This is a genomic window from Roseicella frigidaeris, assembly GCF_003258945.1.
Taxonomy (GTDB): domain Bacteria; phylum Pseudomonadota; class Alphaproteobacteria; order Acetobacterales; family Acetobacteraceae; genus Paracraurococcus; species Paracraurococcus frigidaeris.
The window spans coordinates 186,544-201,801 of sequence record NZ_QLIX01000007.1 but is presented as its reverse complement, the minus strand read 5'-3'; the positions used below and the strand labels follow the sequence as shown (position 1 = coordinate 201,801).

The window sequence follows — 15,258 nt, the reverse complement described above, 5'->3', positions numbered from 1 at the left end:
ATGGCAAGCGGACTGCACGAGAGCGACGTCGCCAATCCGGTCCTCCGCTGGATCGACGCGCGCCTGCCCATCATCTCGATGATGCAGAAGGAGTACGGGACGTTCCCGACGCCCCGGAACTTCAACTACTTCTGGAATTTCGGCGCCCTCGCCATGGTCAACCTGTTGATCATGATCGCGACCGGCGTCTTCCTGGCGATGAACTACACGCCGCACACCAGCATGGCCTTCGACAGCGTCGAGCGCATCATGCGCGACGTGAATTTCGGCTGGCTGCTGCGCTATGTGCACGCCAACGGCGCCTCGATGTTCTTCATCGTCGTCTACATCCACATCTGGCGCGGCCTCTACTACGGCTCCTACAAGGCGCCGCGCGAGCTGCTCTGGATGCTCGGCGTCGTCATCTTCCTGCTGATGATGGCCACCGCCTTCATGGGCTACGTGCTGCCCTGGGGCCAGATGTCCTTCTGGGGCGCGACGGTCATCACCAACCTCTTCAGCGCCCTGCCACTGGTCGGCCCGGACATCGTGACCTGGCTCTGGGGCGGCTTCTCGGTCGACAACCCGACGCTGAACCGCTTCTTCAGCCTGCACTACCTGCTGCCCTTCGTGATCTTCGGCGTCGTCTTCCTGCACGTCGCGGCGCTGCACATCACGGGCTCCAACAACCCGCTCGGGATCGACCCGAAGGGGCCGCAGGACACGGTGCCCTTCCACCCCTACTACACCGCCAAGGACAGCGTCGGCCTGGTCGCCTATTTCGCGGTCTTCGCCATCCTGGTCTTCTTCTTCCCGAACATGCTCGGGCACCCGGACAACTACATCCCGGCCAACCCGCTGGTGACGCCCGCGCATATCGTGCCGGAATGGTACTTCCTGCCCTTCTACGCCATCCTGCGGGCGGTGCCGGACAAGCTCGGCGGCGTGGCGCTGATGTTCGGCTCGATCGCCATCCTCTTCGTCCTGCCCTGGCTCGACACCTCGCCGGTGCGCTCCATGCGCTTCCGGCCGGTGGCGCGGATCTTCCTCTTCCTCTGGCTGATCGCCTTCTTCGTGCTGCTCTATTGCGGCGGCAAGCCGCCGGAGGAGCCCTTCGTCACCATCGCCCGCGTGGCGTCGGCCTATTACTTCCTCTACTTCCTCGTGATCCTGCCGCTGCTCGGCCGGCTGGAGCGGCCGCTGCCGCTGCCGGAAAGCATCGCGCGGCCCGTGCTCCGCGGCGGCGGGCCGCTGCCGGCCGGGGCGATGAGCAAGCCCATGGAGAAGGCGTGATGCCGGTGAAGGCTACCCTCAAGGCCATCGCGGTCGCCGCTGGCCTGCTCGCCGGCGCCGGCCTCGGCGCCCTCCCGGCCCGCGCCGCGGGTGGGGAGACAGCCCTGCCGCATGTCAACTTCTCCTTCGACGGGCTGTTCGGGCATTTCGACCGGGCCTCGGCCCAGCGCGGCTTCCAGGTCTACAAGGAGGTCTGCTCGAACTGCCACTCGATGCACCTGCTCTCCTACCGCAACCTGCGGGAGCTCGGCCTCTCCGAGGCGCAGGTGCGCGGCATCGCGGCAACCGTGCAGGTGAAGGACGGCCCGAACGACGAGGGCGAGATGTTCGAGCGGCCGGGCCGGCCCTCGGACCGCTTCCATAGCCCCTTCCCGAACGAGCAGGCGGCGCGGGCGGCGAACAACGGCGCCCTGCCGCCGGATCTCTCGCTCATCACCAAGGCCCGCGAGGGGGGCGCGCAATACGTCCACGCCCTGCTGACCGGCTATGAGGACCCGCCGGCCGGCGTCACCCTGATGCCGGGGATGAACTACAACAAGTATTTCCCCGGCCATCAGATCGCCATGGCGCAACCGCTCAGCGCCGAGGGCCAGGTCGAGTACACCGATGGCACCAAGCCCACCGTCGAGCAGATGGTGGAGGATGTGGCGCAGTTCCTCACCTGGGCGGCCGAGCCGGAGCTCGAGCAGCGCAAGGCGATGGGCGTGAAGATGGTCCTCTTCCTGGTCATCCTCGGCGGCCTTGCCTATGCGGTGAAGCGCAAGGTCTGGGCGGACGTGCACTGAGGATGCCCCCGCAAAGCCGCGTCGTGGCTTTGCGGGGACCTCAGAGAGTCGCCTCCTGCCCAAGAACCATCACAGCCTGCCGCGGCAGGACAACGGGCAGCGGCGGTTTTGATAGGCGCTGTGCGCAGCTGCTTCGGGCATGACGCAGGGCCGCCTCGTGCGGCCCTCGGCAATTCCGGGCCGCGGCGCCCGTCCGCGGATGCAGGGGCGGTCGCCGGCGGAATGGCCGCAGGCGTCCGGTGGCCCCTGCGGGGCGTCAGCGGGCCGGCGGGGTGAGGCCGGGCGGGGGCAATGCGGTGCCGCGCTGCAGCCCACGATCGGGAATCGGCGCCGGCGGCCGGTCGCAGGCGCCGAGCAGCGGCATCAGCAGCACGGCGAGGCAGAGGATACGGGGCAAGCGGACACTCCTCGGTTGCGGTCCCGCCGCGGTGCGACTCGCCGCGATCATGCCATGCCCATGCCGCCGCAAACATTGTTGATCGTTGACGTGGGTGTCGCCGCGGCATCGATGGCGGGATGGTCATCCTGGGGCATCCCACCCTTGCGCGATCCGCCTCCTGTCGGATCACGGCCAAGGCGCCGGTTTGGTGTTTCCCGAGCATCGGCACGCGCTCGGATGACTCCCTCTGAAGGCGATCTGCTCTAAACCCTCACCATTCCCCGATCGGCATCCCCAGCCGGAGACCCCTGCCATGTCCGACCTCGTCACCCCCGTCATCGGCCTGATCGGCGGCTCCGGCCTCTACGACATCGACGGGCTGGAGGAGCGGGAGTGGCGGCGGGTGGAGACGCCCTGGGGCGCGCCCTCGGACGCGCTGCTCTTCGGCCGGCTGGAGGGCGTGCGCTGCGTCTTCCTGCCGCGCCACGGCCGCGGCCATCCGACACCGCCCTCCGAGCTGAACTACCGCGCCAATATCGATGCGCTGAAGCGCGCCGGTTGCACCGAGATCCTCTCCCTCTCCGCCGTCGGCTCGCTGCGCGAGGACCTGCCGCCCGGGCATTTCGTCATCGTCGACCAGTTCATCGACCGCACCTTCGCGCGGCAGAAGAGCTTCTTCGGCACCGGCTGCGTGGCGCATGTCTCGGTGGCGCATCCGGTCTGCCCGCGCCTCGGCGATGCGCTCGAGACGGCGGCGCGCGGCCTCGCCCTGCCGGTGACGCGCGGTGGCACCTATCTCGTCATGGAGGGTCCGCAGTTCAGCACCAAGGCGGAGAGCGAGCTGTACCGGCAATGGGGCTGCAGCGTCATCGGCATGACCAACATGCCGGAGGCGAAGCTCGCCCGGGAGGCAGAGCTCTGCTACGCGACCGTCGCCATGGTGACGGATTTCGACTGCTGGCACCCGGAGCACGACCATGTCACGGTCGATCAGGTGGTGAAGGTCCTGCTCGGCAATGCCGACAAGGCCAGGGCGCTGGTGCGGGCGGTGGTTCCGGCCCTCGGCGCGCCGCGCGGCCCGTGCCCTGCCGGCTGCGACCGGGCGCTCGACCACGCCATCATCACCGCGCCCGAGATGCGCGATCCGGCGCTGTTGGCGAAGCTGGATGCTGTGGCCGGCCGCGTGCTGGGCTGAGCCCCGCGTGCTGGGCTGAGCAAGGCCGCTGCGGGGCGGCCTCATCCCCCCTCGGCGCCCCCACTCAGCGCAGGACGATCTCGACCCGGCGGTTCTGCGGCTCGCGCACCCCGTCGGCGGTCGGCACCAGCGGCTTGGTCTCGCCGAAGGCGGTGACCTCGATCTCCTCGCGCTGGATGCCCTGCCGCACCAGCTCGTTGGCGACCACCTCGGCGCGCCGCTGCGACAGGCGCTGGTTGTATTGCGGCGTGCCGGAGCGGTCGGCATGGCCAGCCACCTCGATCCGGGTGGTCTGCACCCGCCGCGCGGCGCCCGCTGCATCGGTGATGATCTGCCGGGCCCGTTCGGTGAGGTCGGCGCGGTCCCAATCGAAGAAGATCAGGTAGGTGCGGGTCGTCTCCACCGGAGCGGCGGGCGCCGGGGCCGGCGCCGCGGCTGCGGCCGGAGGCGGGTTGAAGGCATAGCGCAGGCCGAGCAGGACGGAGTGGTTGACGTTGCCGGGCTCGAAATTGCCGGGGACGCTCGGCACCGCCGGCCCGCTGGTGCGGGTGATGGCGAATTTCGGATCGAGCGTGCCGAGGAAGCGGTATTCCGCCGTCAGCGATAGGCCGGGCACCATGCTGCCGAGGCCGATGGCCCCGCCGACGATGGCCTGGTAGGCGAGCTGCGGGTCGGTGTCGTCGATCCGGAAGCTGCTGCCGCCGAGCTGCAGCCTCGCCTTGCGGATGTCGTTCCAGACATAGCCGCCGCCGAGGCCGAGATAGGGCTGGTAGGTGCTCGGGGCGATGCCGAAGCCGGACAGGTCGAAATCGAAAAGCAGGTTCGCCATCACGCCGTAGCGGTCATAGCTGCCCGAATTGCCGACCCTGAGGCCGTTCAGGTTGATGTGGTCGACCTGCTCCGAGCGGTAATTGCCCTCGATCTCCGCCCGCCAGCCATTGCCGAAGCCCCAGCCGAGCGAGAGCACGCCGCCGGGCCCGGGCGACTGCGTGTTGAGCCGCACCCCATGGTCGTTGAGATCGGGCGTGAGGGAGAGGGCGGCACCGGCGCCCAGATAGAGTCCCTCCACGGGCTGCGCCCAGGCGGCGACGAACGGCGCCACAACCAGGGTAGCGGCCAGGAGAAGGCGGCGGAACGTCATCGACAACTCCGGGGCGGGGCAGGAGGGCGCCCGCCCGAGGGCAAGTGGGAATGGGGCGACATACTCCCCGGAACGCACGAAAGCGCAACGCAATTCCTTTCGCGCCTGCAAAACGAGGAAAACTGTGGTCACGGTGCCAGGACTTTCGCCAGCTGCGCGATGTCCAGCGCCGCAGCGCAGCCCGGATGGCGGGTCAGCAGGGGCACTTGCCGCCGGATCGCCTCCGGCACCCGCGCATCGCGCCGCACCACCCCGGCCAGCGGCAGGCCGGCGCCGAGGAAGCGGCTGCAGGCCTGGTCGAGGGTGCGCCAGGTTCGCTCCCCGGCGGCGCGATCCGCTGCCTGGTTCACCACGAGGCGGGCAGCGCCGCCCGGCCGGTCGCGCCGGTGCAGCTTCACCACGGCATAGGCATCGGTCAGGCTGGTCGGCTCCTCGGTCGCCACGACGAGCAGCAGATCGGCGAGGGCGGCGAGGCGCCGCACCGCGGCGTCGAGCCCGGCGCCCAGATCGAGCAGCACCAGGTCGAACCCCGCCCTGGCCTCGCCGAGCGCCGCCTCCAGCCGCGCGAACAGGGCCGGGTCGAGGCCGGCCAGGGCGCCCGAGCCGGAGCGGCCAGGCAGGACGGCGAAGCCCGCCGGGTGCCGCGTCGCCGCCTCGGCCGCGCTCATCCGGCCGGCCAGCACCGCGGTGAGATCGGCCCCGGGGGCGAGGCCGAGCTGCACATCGACATTGGCCAGGCCGAGATCGGCATCGACCAGCAGCACGCGCCGCCCGCCCTGCGCCAGCGCCTGGGCGAGGCCGATCGCCAGGCAGGTCTTGCCGACGCCGCCCTTGCCGGAGGCGATGGCGACCAGGCGTGGCGCGGCGGCGCGGCGGCCTTCCGGCAGCGACCCGGTCTCCTCGGCTGCCTGCATCATGTCACCTCCTCCGCATGCATGGCGCGCCGCAGCCGCGCCGCGAGCCAGGCGGGATCGACCGGCACCAGATCGCCGGCCGGGTCCGGCCCGATGCCCGCCTCCGTCAGGGCGAGGCCCGCCGCCGCGCCGGCCAGCACCCCGCCGAGGCGCCGCGCGGCGTCGAGTCGGGTCGGCAGCAGGTGGCGGGCGCCGAGGGCCAGGAAGGCGCGGGCCGTCTCCGCCGCCTCCGCCGGGTCGAGCCCGGCCGGCAGCACCAGCAGCAGGCTGGCGTCGGCGGCGCGGGCGAGGCCGAGCAGCGCCGCCGCCTGGGCAGGATCGAAGGGGTCGCACCCCGCCGTGTCGATCAGCACCGGCTGCCCGGGCTGCCGCCGCGCCAGCGCCTTGACCAGCATGCCCGGCTGCGGCGCGACGGCGAGCGTCAGGCCGAGCACGCGGGTGAAGGCGGCCATCTGTTCCGCCGCGCCGGCCCGCTGGCCATCGGTCGTGATCACCAGTGGCGCCTGGCCGGCGAGCACCGCCCGCGCCGCCAGCTTGGCGCAGGTGAGCGTCTTGCCGGCGCCGGGCGGTCCCGCCAGCAGCAGCGGGCGCGCCGTCGCATTCGGCAGGCTGGCGAAGCCGAGGCAAGCGCCGAGCTCCGTCTCCAGGCTGGCACCGGCAGCGAGCCGGGCACCGAGCGCCGGCGGCAGGTTGTGCCGCGCCAGCAGCCGCGCGAGCCCGGCCTCCGCCGCGGCGGGCGGCGAGGAAGGGGGCCAGGGGATGGGTAGGGAGGCAGGCGGCGGGGCAGGGAGCGGCGTCGGCGGGATGAGCCAGGGTTCCGGCTCCGCCGCCGCCTCGGCCGGCCCGGCCAGCGCTGCCGTCACCTCCACCCCGCCGGCGACGCGGCGGGTCTCGAGGATCACCGCCTCCTCGCCGAGGGTGGCGCGCACCTGCGCCATCGCCTCGGCCATCCTCGGGGCGCGGAAGAGGCGGAGCCGCATGCGCTAGATGCTCCCGACCGTGCGGATGCGGGCGCGCGGATGGATCTCCGCCTGGCTCAGCACGGTCGTCGCCGGGCGGAACCGCTCGACGATCGCCCGCACATGGGCGCGGATCTGCCCCGAGCAGACCAGCACCGGCGACTCGCCGGCATGCGCCGCGGCGTCGAAGACCTCGCGCAGCCGGTGCATGAACTCCTGCAGCCGCGACGGCGCCATGGTGAGCTGCCGCTCCTCCGGCGGGCCGGCCAGGCTCTCGGCGAAGGCGATCTCCCAGTCCGGCGAGAGGGCGATGAGCGGGACATAGCCGCCCGGGCCGCGCGCCGCTTCCGAGAGCTGCCGGGCGAGGCGCATCCGCACCACGGCGAGGATGCCGGCCATGCCACGGTTGCCGCCGGCCACCGCCTCCTGGACGCCCTCGAGGATGGTCGGCAGGTCGCGGATCGAGACCCGCTCGGCCAGCAGCGCCTGCAGGATGCGTTGCAGCCCGCTGGTGCTGATCTGCGAGGGTATGAGCTCGGAGACCAGCTTGCGGTGCTCCTGCGGCAGCTCGTCGAGCAGCTTCTGCGTCTCGGCGAAGGAGAGCAGCTCGGGCATGGTGTCGCGCACCACCTCGGTCAGATGCGTCGCCAGCACGCCGGCGCAGTCGACGACGGTGCAGCCGCGGGCCAGCGCCTCGTCGCGCAGCGCCTCCTCGATCCAGAGGGCGGGCAGGCCGAAGCTCGGCTCGGTCGTCCGCTCCCCGGCCATGGCCGGCACGCCGCCCGCGGGATCGATGGCGAGTTGCAGCGGCGGGCGGAGCTGGCCGCGCCCCGCCTCGATCTCCTTGATCCGGATGATGTAGGTGTCGGGCGGCAGCTCGAGATTGTCCTGGATGCGGACGGAAGGCAGGACGAAGCCCATCTCCTGCGCCATGGACCGGCGCAGCGCCTTGATCTGCTCGGTCAGCCGCGGCGCCTCGCCGGCGGCCAGCGAGAGCAGCCCGTAGCCGAGCTCGAGCCGCAGCAGATCGAGCCGCAGCGAATCCGAGACCGGCGGCTCGGCCGCGGCCGCGGCCGGCGCCTCGGCCGGGCCGGCGGCCCCGCGCCGCGCTGCCTCGCGCCGCGTCCAGGCCGTGGCGCCGGCGGCGCCGGCCAATGCCAGGAAGGGGATCAGCGGCATGCCCGGCAGCAGCGCCATGACCAGCGCGGCGCCGCTTGCCAGCGCCATCGGCTTCCAGCCGCCGCCGAGCTGACGGCCGAGCACCTGGTCGGCCCGTTCCTCGCCGCCGCCCTTGGTCACCACGATGCCGGCCGCGACCGAGATCAGCAGCGCCGGGATCTGGCTGACCAGCCCGTCGCCGACCGTCAGCATGGAGAAGGTGGCGGCCGCCTCGGCGATGCCGAGGCCCTGGCGCAGCACGGCGATGCCGAGGCCACCGACGAGGTTGATGGCGGTGATGACGAGGCCGGCGATGGCGTCGCCGCGCACGAACTTGGCCGCGCCGTCCATGGCGCCGTGGAAGGCGCTCTCCTCCTCCAGCTCGCGGCGGCGGCGGCGGGCCTCCGTCTCGTCGATCAGGCCGGAGGAGAGATCGGCATCGATCGCCATCTGCTTGCCGGGCATGGCGTCCAGGCTGAAGCGCGCCGCCACCTCGGCGATGCGGCCCGAGCCCTTGGTGACGACCATGAAGTTCACCACCAGCAGGATGGCGAAAACGATCAGGCCGACCAGCACGTCGCCGCCCATGAGGAAGCCGCCGAAGGCGGCGACCACCTGGCCGGCCGAATGCGGCCCCTCATGCCCATGCGTGAGGATGTTGCGGGTGGTGGCGACATTGAGGGCGAGGCGCAGCAGGGTGCTGAGCAGCAGCACCTGCGGGAAGGCGGTGAAATCCAGTGGCCGCTGCAGGAACAGCGCGACCATCAGCACCAGGATGGAGAGGGTGATGGAGATGGCGAGCGCGGCGTCGAGCAGCAGCGTCGGCAGCGGCACCACCAGCACCGCCAGCAGCACCGCGACGCCGAGCGCGAGCGCGACGTCGCCGCCGAGGCGGACCTCGCGCAGCCATCCCGGCAGGGCCAGGCTGCCCATGCGCTAGCGGCCCGGCCCGGCGGGAAGGACGGGCAGCATCCCGCTGCCCGGCGCGACCGGCACCGGGGCGCCCTGGGCGCGGTATTCGTGCAGCTTGTTGCGCAGCGTCCGGATCGAGATGCCGAGGATCTCCGCGGCGCGGGTGCGGTTGCCGAGGCAATGGGTCAGCGTCTCGAGGATCAGGTCCCGCTCCACCTCCTCCATCCGCCGTCCCACCAGGCCGGCGACGCCACCCGGGGCCGTGGCCAGGGCTGGCGCGCCGGGCCGGGCAGGCGCCAGGGCCGCCTCCGTGGCCGGCGCGGCCGGAGGCAAGGGCGTCAGCTCGATCGCCTCCGGCCCGATCCAGCCCCCCTCGGCCAGCAGCACCGCGCGGTGCAGCGTGTTCTCCAGCTCGCGGACATTGCCCGGCCAGGGATGCGCCAGCAGCGCCGCCTCGGCGGCCGGCGCGAGGGGCCGCACCGGCAGTCCATTGGCTTCGGCGAAGCGGCGGGCGAAATGCGCCGCCAGGGCGCCGATATCGCCCGGCCGCTCGCGCAGCGGCGGGATGTGCAGGGCGACGACGTTGAGGCGGAAGTAGAGGTCCTCGCGGAAGCGCCCCGCCCGCACCTCGGCGCCGAGGTCGCGGTTGGTCGCGGCCAGCAGGCGGACATCCACCTTGACCGGCGCGGTGCCGCCCAGCCGGTCCACCTCGCGCTCCTGGATCACCCGCAGCAGCTTGGCCTGCAGGCGCGGGTCCATCTCGCCGATCTCGTCGAGCAGCAGCGTGCCGCCATCGGCCTGCTCGAACTTGCCCTTGCGCGCCGCGACGGCACCGCTGAAGGCCCCCTTCTCATGGCCGAAGAGCTCGCTCTCCAGCAGCGTCTCCGGCAGCGCGGCGCAGTTGAGGGCGACGAAGGGGCCGCGGGCGCGGCGGGAATGGGCATGGAGGTAGCGGGCCAGCACCTCCTTGCCGGTGCCGCTCTCGCCGGTGACGAGGATGCTGGCCTCGGCGCGGGCCAGCGCCTCGGCGCGGGCGAGCAGCGCGCCCATCGCCGGGTCGCGGTGCACCGGCCCCTCGGCCTCGCCCGAGACCGCCTGCAGCATGGCGGCGATCAGCTCGGCATCCGGCGGCAGGGGGAGGAATTCGCGGGCGCCGGCCTGGATGGCGCGGACCGCCGCGGCGGCATCGGCATTGTGGCCGCAGGCGATGACCGGGCAGGCGATGCGCTCGGCGGCCAGCCGCTCCATCAGCCAGGCGATGTCGTGGGTCAGCTCGCAGAGGACGAGGTCGGCGCCTTCCGAGCGCAGCCGCGCCAGGGCCGCGGCCGGCCCATCCGCCTGGGCGATGCGGGCGCCGCGCGCCTGGGCGATGCGGGCGGCCTGGCCGAGCTCGGCCGCGAGCCCGCCGATGATGAGGAGCCGCGTCATGGGCGCTCGCCTGGGGAGGGGATGGGCATCGTTCAGCCCTGCCGGTCCGACTTGACGATCTCGGTCATCGTCACGCCGAGGCGGTTGTCATCGACCATCACCACCTCGCCGCGCGCGACGAGGCGGTTGTTGACGTAGATGTCCACCGCCTCGCCGAGCTTGCGGTCGAGCTCCACCACCGCGCCGCGGCCGAGCTTGAGGAGCTGCGAAACCTGCATGGTGGCGCGGCCGAGCACGGCGCTGACCTGCACCGGGATGTCGTAGACCGCCTCGAGGTCGCGGGCGGCGTTGCCCGTGGCGGCGCGCGCGCCGCCGGCCTCCGCGGCCGTCATCGATTCGAAGCCAGCGCCCTCCGCCATGCCCTTAGCCCTCCAGCAGATCGAATGCGTGCAGCAACCCGGCGACGGCCTGGCGCCGCGCCGCGAGCGAGAGCGCCGCCCCGCCGCCGCGCCAGGCGGCGGCGGCATCGCCCGGCGGCAATGCCGGATCCTCGGTGACGGCGAGTCGCGCATCGCCGATGCGCGCCGCCGCCGCGGCGGCGCATCCTGGCGCGACGCGCAGCGTCACCGCGATGCCCTCCTCGAGCAGCGGCCGCAGCTCGGTGGCGAGACGGGCCGCCGCCTCGGGCGCGAGCCTGGCCGCGGCTTCGGGCAGGGCGGCGTCGAGGGCGGCGAGCAGCAGCCCGGCCAGCGCCTCGGCCGCCTCCGGCGCCGCGTCGCGCGCCTCGGCTGCCGCCGCGTCCAGCACCGCCGCGATGCGCTCCAGCGCCGCCGCCTCCCGCGCCGCGAGAGCATCGGCGGCCTCGGCGCGGGCACGCGCCTCGCCTTCGGCAAGCCCGGCCTCGCGCGCCGCGGCCAGACGGGCCTCGAGGGCCGCGGCGGCCTGGGCGGCCGCTTCCGCCTCGGCCTGGGCGGCGTCGGGGGCGGGCGGCGGCGGTGCCGCCGGCGCGTCGAAATCCGGGATGACGAGGGCGAGGCGCGGCCGCGCCGGCGCGGCCGCCGCGGGCAGTGTCGGTTCGAAGGGCGGCGCCGGGCGCACCGGCGTGCGGAGCGGCAGCCAGGCCTCGCTCATGGCACCATCTCCTCCTCGCGGCCGTCCTGGAGCTGGATCTGGCCCTGCGCCGCCATGTCCTTGGCGAGCAGCACGATGGTCGCCTGCGCCTCGTCCACGTCGCGCAGGCGCACCGGGCCGAGGGCGGCGATGTCGTCGCGCAGCAGCTTGGCGGCCCGTTCGGTGAGGTTGCGCATGAACATCTCGCGCAGCTGCTCCGAGGCGCCCTTCAGCGCCAGGGCCAGCTTGTCCTTCTCCACCGCCCGCAACAGCGCCTGCAGCCCGGCACCGTCCACCCGCTGCAGATCCTCGAAGGTGAACATGAGGCCGCGGATGCGCTCGGCCGATTCGCGGTTGCGCTCCTCGAGCGCAGCGAGGATGCGGCTCTCGGCCTGGCGGTCGAGGTTGTTGAAGATCTCCGCCATCATCTCGTGCGCGTCGCGCCTCTGCGAGCGGGCGAGGTTCGACATGAACTCCGCCTTCAGCGTCCGCTCGACGCCCTCGAGCGCCTCCTTCTGCACCGTCTCCATGCGCAGCATGCGCATGACGACCTCCATGGCGAAGCCCTCCGGCAGCAGGGAGAGCACGCGGGCCGCATGGTCGCTGCGGACCTTGGTGAGCACGACGGCGACGGTCTGCGGGTATTCGTTCTTCAGGTAGTTCGCCAGCACCGCCTCGTTCACGTTGCCCAGCTTGTCCCACATGGTGCGGCCCGCGGGGCCGCGGATCTCCTCCATGATCTGGGCGACGCGCTCCTTCGGCAGCGTCTTCAGCAGCAGCCGCTCGGTGCTCTCGTAGCTGCCGACCAGGGCGCCGGCCTGGCCGAGATTGTCGCCAAATTCACGGCAGAGCTCCTCGATCGCCGCGGCCGGCACGGTGCCGAGCGAGGCCATGGCGGCCGAGAGGTCGCGGATCTCGTCCTCGTGCATGCGGGCGAAGAGCGCGGCGGCATGCTCCTCGCCGAGGGCGAGCATGAAGGCAGCGGCCTTCTGCGGCCCGGTCAGCGGGCGGCTGCCGGTCATGGTGCGGACCTCATCGGGCGTTCTCCGGGTCGAGCCACCGTCGGATCACCGCGAGGCTCTCGTCCGGGTGGCTCTGGACGAGATGCACGAGGGCATGGAGGGAGGAGGCGCGCATCTGCCCCTGCACATGCGCGAGGCTGACCATGCCCTCGCCGGCGGCGCCGGGCGGCAGGGCGGCGGTCTCGCCGCCGGGCAGCGCTGCCGCCGCCTCCGCCGCGCCAACGGAGGCGCCCACCGGGGCGCCGTCCGCCCCGGCCAGCGCCGGCACCGGCACCGGCATCAGGCTCGCGGTGATGCGGCCAACCACCGGGCGGCCGACCAGCAGGATGGCGATGAGGGCGACGAGGGCCAGCATGGCGCTCTCGGCCAGCCGGGCGCCGAGGGCAGGGGAGAGCGGCAGGCCGAGGAAGCCCTCGGCCGGCTCGGTGCTCACCGCCTCCTCGGCGAAGCGCATGGAGACGACCTCGACCTTGTCGCCGCGCTTCTCGTCGAAGCCGATGGCGCTGCGCGCCAGGGCGGCGATGCGGGCCAGCTCCTCGGCGCTGCGTTCGCGCCAGCGCGGCGCGCCGCCGCCCTCGGCCGGCTCGGTCACGCCATCGACCAGCACGGCGAGGGAGATGCGGCGGATCACCGGATGCTCGCGCAGCGTGCTGCGGGTGGTGCGGCCGATCTCGAAATTCGTGGTCTCCTCCGAGCGGTTCTCCTGGCTGGCGCCCCCGCCGGCGGGCTCGGCGCCGGGCAAGTTGCCGGCGACGGTCGTCGGCGGCGGCTCGGCGCCGCGGTTCTGCTCGCTGCTGCTCTGCTGGCTGCGGGCCACCTGGTTGTCCGGATCGAAGCGTTCCTCGCGCGTCTCGATACGGTCAAAATCCATCTCGACCGTCGCCTCGGCCCGCACCCGTCCGGCGCCGAGGCTGCGCTCCAGCAGCTCCTCGACGGCGCGGCCGACCCGCATCTCCTGGGCGCGGCGCAGCTCCTCCTGCGACTGGGTCATGGCGGCGCCGGCAAGGGTCTGGCCGCCGCGGGCGAGCAGGGTGCCGCGGCTGTCGACGATGGAGATGTGCTGCGGCTTCAGCCCCGGCACGGCGGTGGCGACCAGGTGCAGCACCGCCTGCACGCCCTCGGCATCCAGCCGCTGGGTGCCCTGCATGGCCAGCACCACGCTCGCCTGCGCCTCGCCGCGCTCGCGCGAGAAGGCCTCGCGCCGGGGCAGGACCAGATGCACGCGGGCGGCGCGCACCCCGGCCAGGCCGCGGATGGTGCGGGCCAGCTCGCCCTCCAGGGCGCGCAGCTTGTTCACATCCTGCTGAAAGGGCGTGGTGGTCAGGCTCTCGCCGCGATCGAAGATCTCCCAGCCGACGCCGCCGCCGGCCGGCAGCCCCTCGCGCGCCAGCAGCAGGCGAAGCCGTGGCGCCTGCTCGGCCGGGGCCAGCACCTGGGTGCCCCCGGCGGCGAGGCGATAGGGGATCTTCTGCCGCTCGAGGGCGGCGACGACCGCGGCGGCATCCCGCGGCTCCAGCTCGCCGAAGAGCGGGGTCATCTCCGTCTCGCCGGCCCGCAGCGCCAGCGCCGCCAGGAGGCCGAGCAGGGCCAGCCCGACGCCGCCCAGGGCGAGCAGCCGCTTCGGCCCGAGCGCCTTCAGCCCGGCGATCACCCCGCCCATGCAGCCACCTCCTGTGACCCGTCCCGGCGCTGGCGGGCCTGCCGCCGCCCGCGGGCTGGGCGGGCGGGGGCAGGGCGCCGCCGGGAGGCAAGATTTGCCGCATGGAGGGTTTCGAAGCGGTAAAGCCGCCCGGCCGGCGGGACACAGCCCCGCAGCGAGCGCGATTTACACGGTTTCGTCAGCTTGATATGTCCCGCCCACCGTGCGGAAAGCGGTGCATCGGCGGCGCTCGGGTCGCGTGGAGAGAGGGTCCGGCGGACCATGAAGATCGTCGCCTGCAACAGCAACCGTCCCCTGGCCGAAGCGGTCGCGGCCGCGCTCGGCCTGCCGCTGACCAGCGCCTCCATCCGGCGCTTCGCGGACATGGAGGTCTTCGTCGAGATCAACGAGAACGTCCGGGGCGAGGACGTCTTCGTGGTGCAGAGCACCAGCTACCCGGCGAACGACAACCTGATGGAGCTGCTGATCACGCTGGATGCGCTGCGCCGGGCGAGCGCGCGGCGGGTGACGGCGGTGATCCCCTATTTCGGCTATGCCCGGCAGGACCGGAAATCCGGCTCCCGCACCCCGATCTCGGCCAAGCTGGTGGCGAACCTCATCACCGCGGCCGGCGCCCACCGGGTGCTGACGATGGATCTGCACGCGGCGCAGATCCAGGGCTTCTTCGACATCCCGGTCGACAACCTCTTCGCCGCGCCGCTCTTCACCCGCGACATCCAGGAGCGCTACCGCGGCCGCGAGCTGATGGTGGTCAGCCCGGATGTCGGCGGCGTGGTGCGCGCCCGGGCGCTGGCGGCGCGGCTGCACACCGATCTCGCCATCATCGACAAGCGCCGGCCGCGGGCCGGCGTCTCCGAGGTGATGAACGTCATCGGCGAGGTCGACGGCCGGCATTGCATCCTGATCGACGATATCGTCGATTCCGGCGGCACGCTGTGCAACGCCGCCGAGGCGCTCATCAAGAACGGCGCCAACGGCGTCTCGGTCTATGTGACGCACGGCGTCTTCTCGGGCGGCGCGGTTGCCCGGGTCGGGGCCTCGCCGATCGAGAACATGACGGTGACGGACAGCATCCTGGCCACCGAGGCGGTGCGGATTTCCTCGAACATCCGCCAGATCACCATCGCCCCGCTGATGGCGGAGGCGGTGCGCCGGATCTCCGACGAGAGCTCCGTCTCCTCGCTGTTCAACTGACGCAGCGGGCGGGCTCTCGGAAGGCGGGCGCCGGCGATCCCGAAGCGGGTGTTGGTTTCCCTTCGGGGCCCCGTGGAGTGTCTTCGGCCGGCAGTACGGTGGATCGCAGGCGCCCTTAATCAACCTATCAGATCATGCCGGGGCCGTAACCCCTGTCGCGCAAGCGTGAAGGCCGGGGTTGGGGCTGTG

Annotated in this window: 14 protein-coding genes; 4 read left to right on the top strand and 10 right to left on the bottom strand. The window is 72.8% G+C overall.

Annotated features, from left to right (window positions below):
* Both DOO78_RS12260 and DOO78_RS12255 read left to right on the top strand, forming a co-directional pair.
* Complete coding sequence (locus DOO78_RS12260; protein WP_111470056.1) at positions 1-1,272, top strand: cytochrome b; 1,272 nt, start codon at positions 1-3, stop codon at positions 1,270-1,272.
* Positions 1,272-2,057: a cytochrome c1 gene (locus DOO78_RS12255; RefSeq protein WP_111470054.1), complete on the top strand. Its 786-nt coding sequence runs from the start codon at positions 1,272-1,274 to the stop codon at positions 2,055-2,057. Before DOO78_RS12260 ends, DOO78_RS12255 begins: the two co-directional genes overlap by 1 nt.
* A 256-nt stretch (positions 2,058-2,313) precedes the next feature.
* On the opposite strand, the gene DOO78_RS27485 is transcribed toward DOO78_RS12255, so the two are convergent.
* Positions 2,314-2,454: a hypothetical protein gene (locus tag DOO78_RS27485; protein ID WP_165838863.1), complete on the bottom strand. Its 141-nt coding sequence runs from the start codon at positions 2,452-2,454 to the stop codon at positions 2,314-2,316.
* Positions 2,455-2,749: 295 nt separating this feature from the next.
* Between DOO78_RS27485 and DOO78_RS12250 the strand changes: the two genes are divergently transcribed.
* The gene (locus DOO78_RS12250; RefSeq protein WP_111470052.1) at positions 2,750-3,631 is read left to right on the top strand and encodes an S-methyl-5'-thioadenosine phosphorylase; all 882 of its coding nucleotides are present in this window, start codon (positions 2,750-2,752) and stop codon (positions 3,629-3,631) included.
* A gap of 64 nt (positions 3,632-3,695) precedes the next feature.
* Here DOO78_RS12250 and DOO78_RS12245 read toward each other — a convergent pair whose 3' ends face one another.
* The 9 genes from DOO78_RS12245 to fliF all read right to left on the bottom strand — a co-directional run bounded on the left by DOO78_RS12245 (position 3,696) and on the right by fliF (position 13,875).
* Positions 3,696-4,772, bottom strand: a complete 1,077-nt coding sequence (locus DOO78_RS12245; RefSeq protein WP_111470051.1) for an OmpA family protein — start codon at positions 4,770-4,772, stop codon at positions 3,696-3,698.
* Positions 4,773-4,900: 128 nt separating this feature from the next.
* Positions 4,901-5,686, bottom strand: coding sequence for a nucleotide-binding protein (locus tag DOO78_RS12240; RefSeq protein WP_111470129.1), 786 nt, complete (start codon positions 5,684-5,686; stop codon positions 4,901-4,903).
* Positions 5,686-6,666 carry a flagellar biosynthesis protein FlhF gene (locus DOO78_RS28415; RefSeq protein WP_111470050.1) on the bottom strand — a complete coding sequence of 327 codons (981 nt, stop codon included), beginning with the start codon at positions 6,664-6,666 and terminating at the stop codon, positions 5,686-5,688. The genes DOO78_RS12240 and DOO78_RS28415 overlap by 1 nt, the downstream gene beginning before the upstream one ends.
* 3 nt (positions 6,667-6,669) lie before the next feature.
* Entirely contained in the window at positions 6,670-8,736 is a 2,067-nt protein-coding gene (gene flhA / locus DOO78_RS12230; protein WP_111470049.1) for a flagellar biosynthesis protein FlhA, read from the bottom strand.
* A gap of 3 nt (positions 8,737-8,739) precedes the next feature.
* Positions 8,740-10,143 carry a sigma-54 interaction domain-containing protein gene (locus DOO78_RS12225; RefSeq protein ID WP_111470047.1) on the bottom strand — a complete coding sequence of 468 codons (1,404 nt, stop codon included), beginning with the start codon at positions 10,141-10,143 and terminating at the stop codon, positions 8,740-8,742.
* Positions 10,144-10,175: 32 nt separating this feature from the next.
* On the bottom strand, positions 10,176-10,475 hold the full coding sequence (gene fliN, locus DOO78_RS12220) for a flagellar motor switch protein FliN (protein WP_243634523.1): 300 nt from the start codon (positions 10,473-10,475) through the stop codon (positions 10,176-10,178).
* Between the two features lie 31 nt (positions 10,476-10,506).
* Positions 10,507-11,214, bottom strand: coding sequence for a hypothetical protein (locus tag DOO78_RS12215; RefSeq protein WP_111470045.1), 708 nt, complete (start codon positions 11,212-11,214; stop codon positions 10,507-10,509).
* On the bottom strand, positions 11,211-12,215 hold the full coding sequence (gene fliG, locus DOO78_RS12210; protein WP_111470043.1) for a flagellar motor switch protein FliG: 1,005 nt from the start codon (positions 12,213-12,215) through the stop codon (positions 11,211-11,213). Before fliG ends, DOO78_RS12215 begins: the two co-directional genes overlap by 4 nt.
* A 10-nt stretch (positions 12,216-12,225) precedes the next feature.
* On the bottom strand, positions 12,226-13,875 hold the full coding sequence (fliF, locus tag DOO78_RS12205) for a flagellar basal-body MS-ring/collar protein FliF (protein WP_111470042.1): 1,650 nt from the start codon (positions 13,873-13,875) through the stop codon (positions 12,226-12,228).
* Positions 13,876-14,136: 261 nt separating this feature from the next.
* On the opposite strand from fliF, the gene DOO78_RS12200 reads away from it, so the two are divergent.
* Positions 14,137-15,069 carry a ribose-phosphate pyrophosphokinase gene (locus DOO78_RS12200; RefSeq protein ID WP_111470040.1) on the top strand — a complete coding sequence of 311 codons (933 nt, stop codon included), beginning with the start codon at positions 14,137-14,139 and terminating at the stop codon, positions 15,067-15,069.
* The last annotated feature ends 189 nt before the right edge of the window (positions 15,070-15,258 follow it).

Coding starts and splice junctions, on each gene's coding strand:
- DOO78_RS12260 (WP_111470056.1), top strand. CDS start 1: ATGGCAAGCGGACTGCACGAGAGCGACGTCGCCAATCCGGTCCTCCGC.
- DOO78_RS12255 (WP_111470054.1), top strand. CDS start 1,272: ATGCCGGTGAAGGCTACCCTCAAGGCCATCGCGGTCGCCGCTGGCCTG.
- DOO78_RS12250 (WP_111470052.1), top strand. CDS start 2,750: ATGTCCGACCTCGTCACCCCCGTCATCGGCCTGATCGGCGGCTCCGGC.
- DOO78_RS12245 (WP_111470051.1), bottom strand. CDS start 4,772: ATGACGTTCCGCCGCCTTCTCCTGGCCGCTACCCTGGTTGTGGCGCCG.
- DOO78_RS12240 (WP_111470129.1), bottom strand. CDS start 5,686: ATGCAGGCAGCCGAGGAGACCGGGTCGCTGCCGGAAGGCCGCCGCGCC.
- DOO78_RS28415 (WP_111470050.1), bottom strand. CDS start 6,666: ATGCGGCTCCGCCTCTTCCGCGCCCCGAGGATGGCCGAGGCGATGGCG.
- flhA (WP_111470049.1), bottom strand. CDS start 8,736: ATGGGCAGCCTGGCCCTGCCGGGATGGCTGCGCGAGGTCCGCCTCGGC.
- DOO78_RS12225 (WP_111470047.1), bottom strand. CDS start 10,143: ATGACGCGGCTCCTCATCATCGGCGGGCTCGCGGCCGAGCTCGGCCAG.
- fliN (WP_243634523.1), bottom strand. CDS start 10,475: ATGACGGCCGCGGAGGCCGGCGGCGCGCGCGCCGCCACGGGCAACGCC.
- DOO78_RS12215 (WP_111470045.1), bottom strand. CDS start 11,214: ATGAGCGAGGCCTGGCTGCCGCTCCGCACGCCGGTGCGCCCGGCGCCG.
- fliG (WP_111470043.1), bottom strand. CDS start 12,215: ATGACCGGCAGCCGCCCGCTGACCGGGCCGCAGAAGGCCGCTGCCTTC.
- fliF (WP_111470042.1), bottom strand. CDS start 13,875: ATGGGCGGGGTGATCGCCGGGCTGAAGGCGCTCGGGCCGAAGCGGCTG.
- DOO78_RS12200 (WP_111470040.1), top strand. CDS start 14,137: ATGAAGATCGTCGCCTGCAACAGCAACCGTCCCCTGGCCGAAGCGGTC.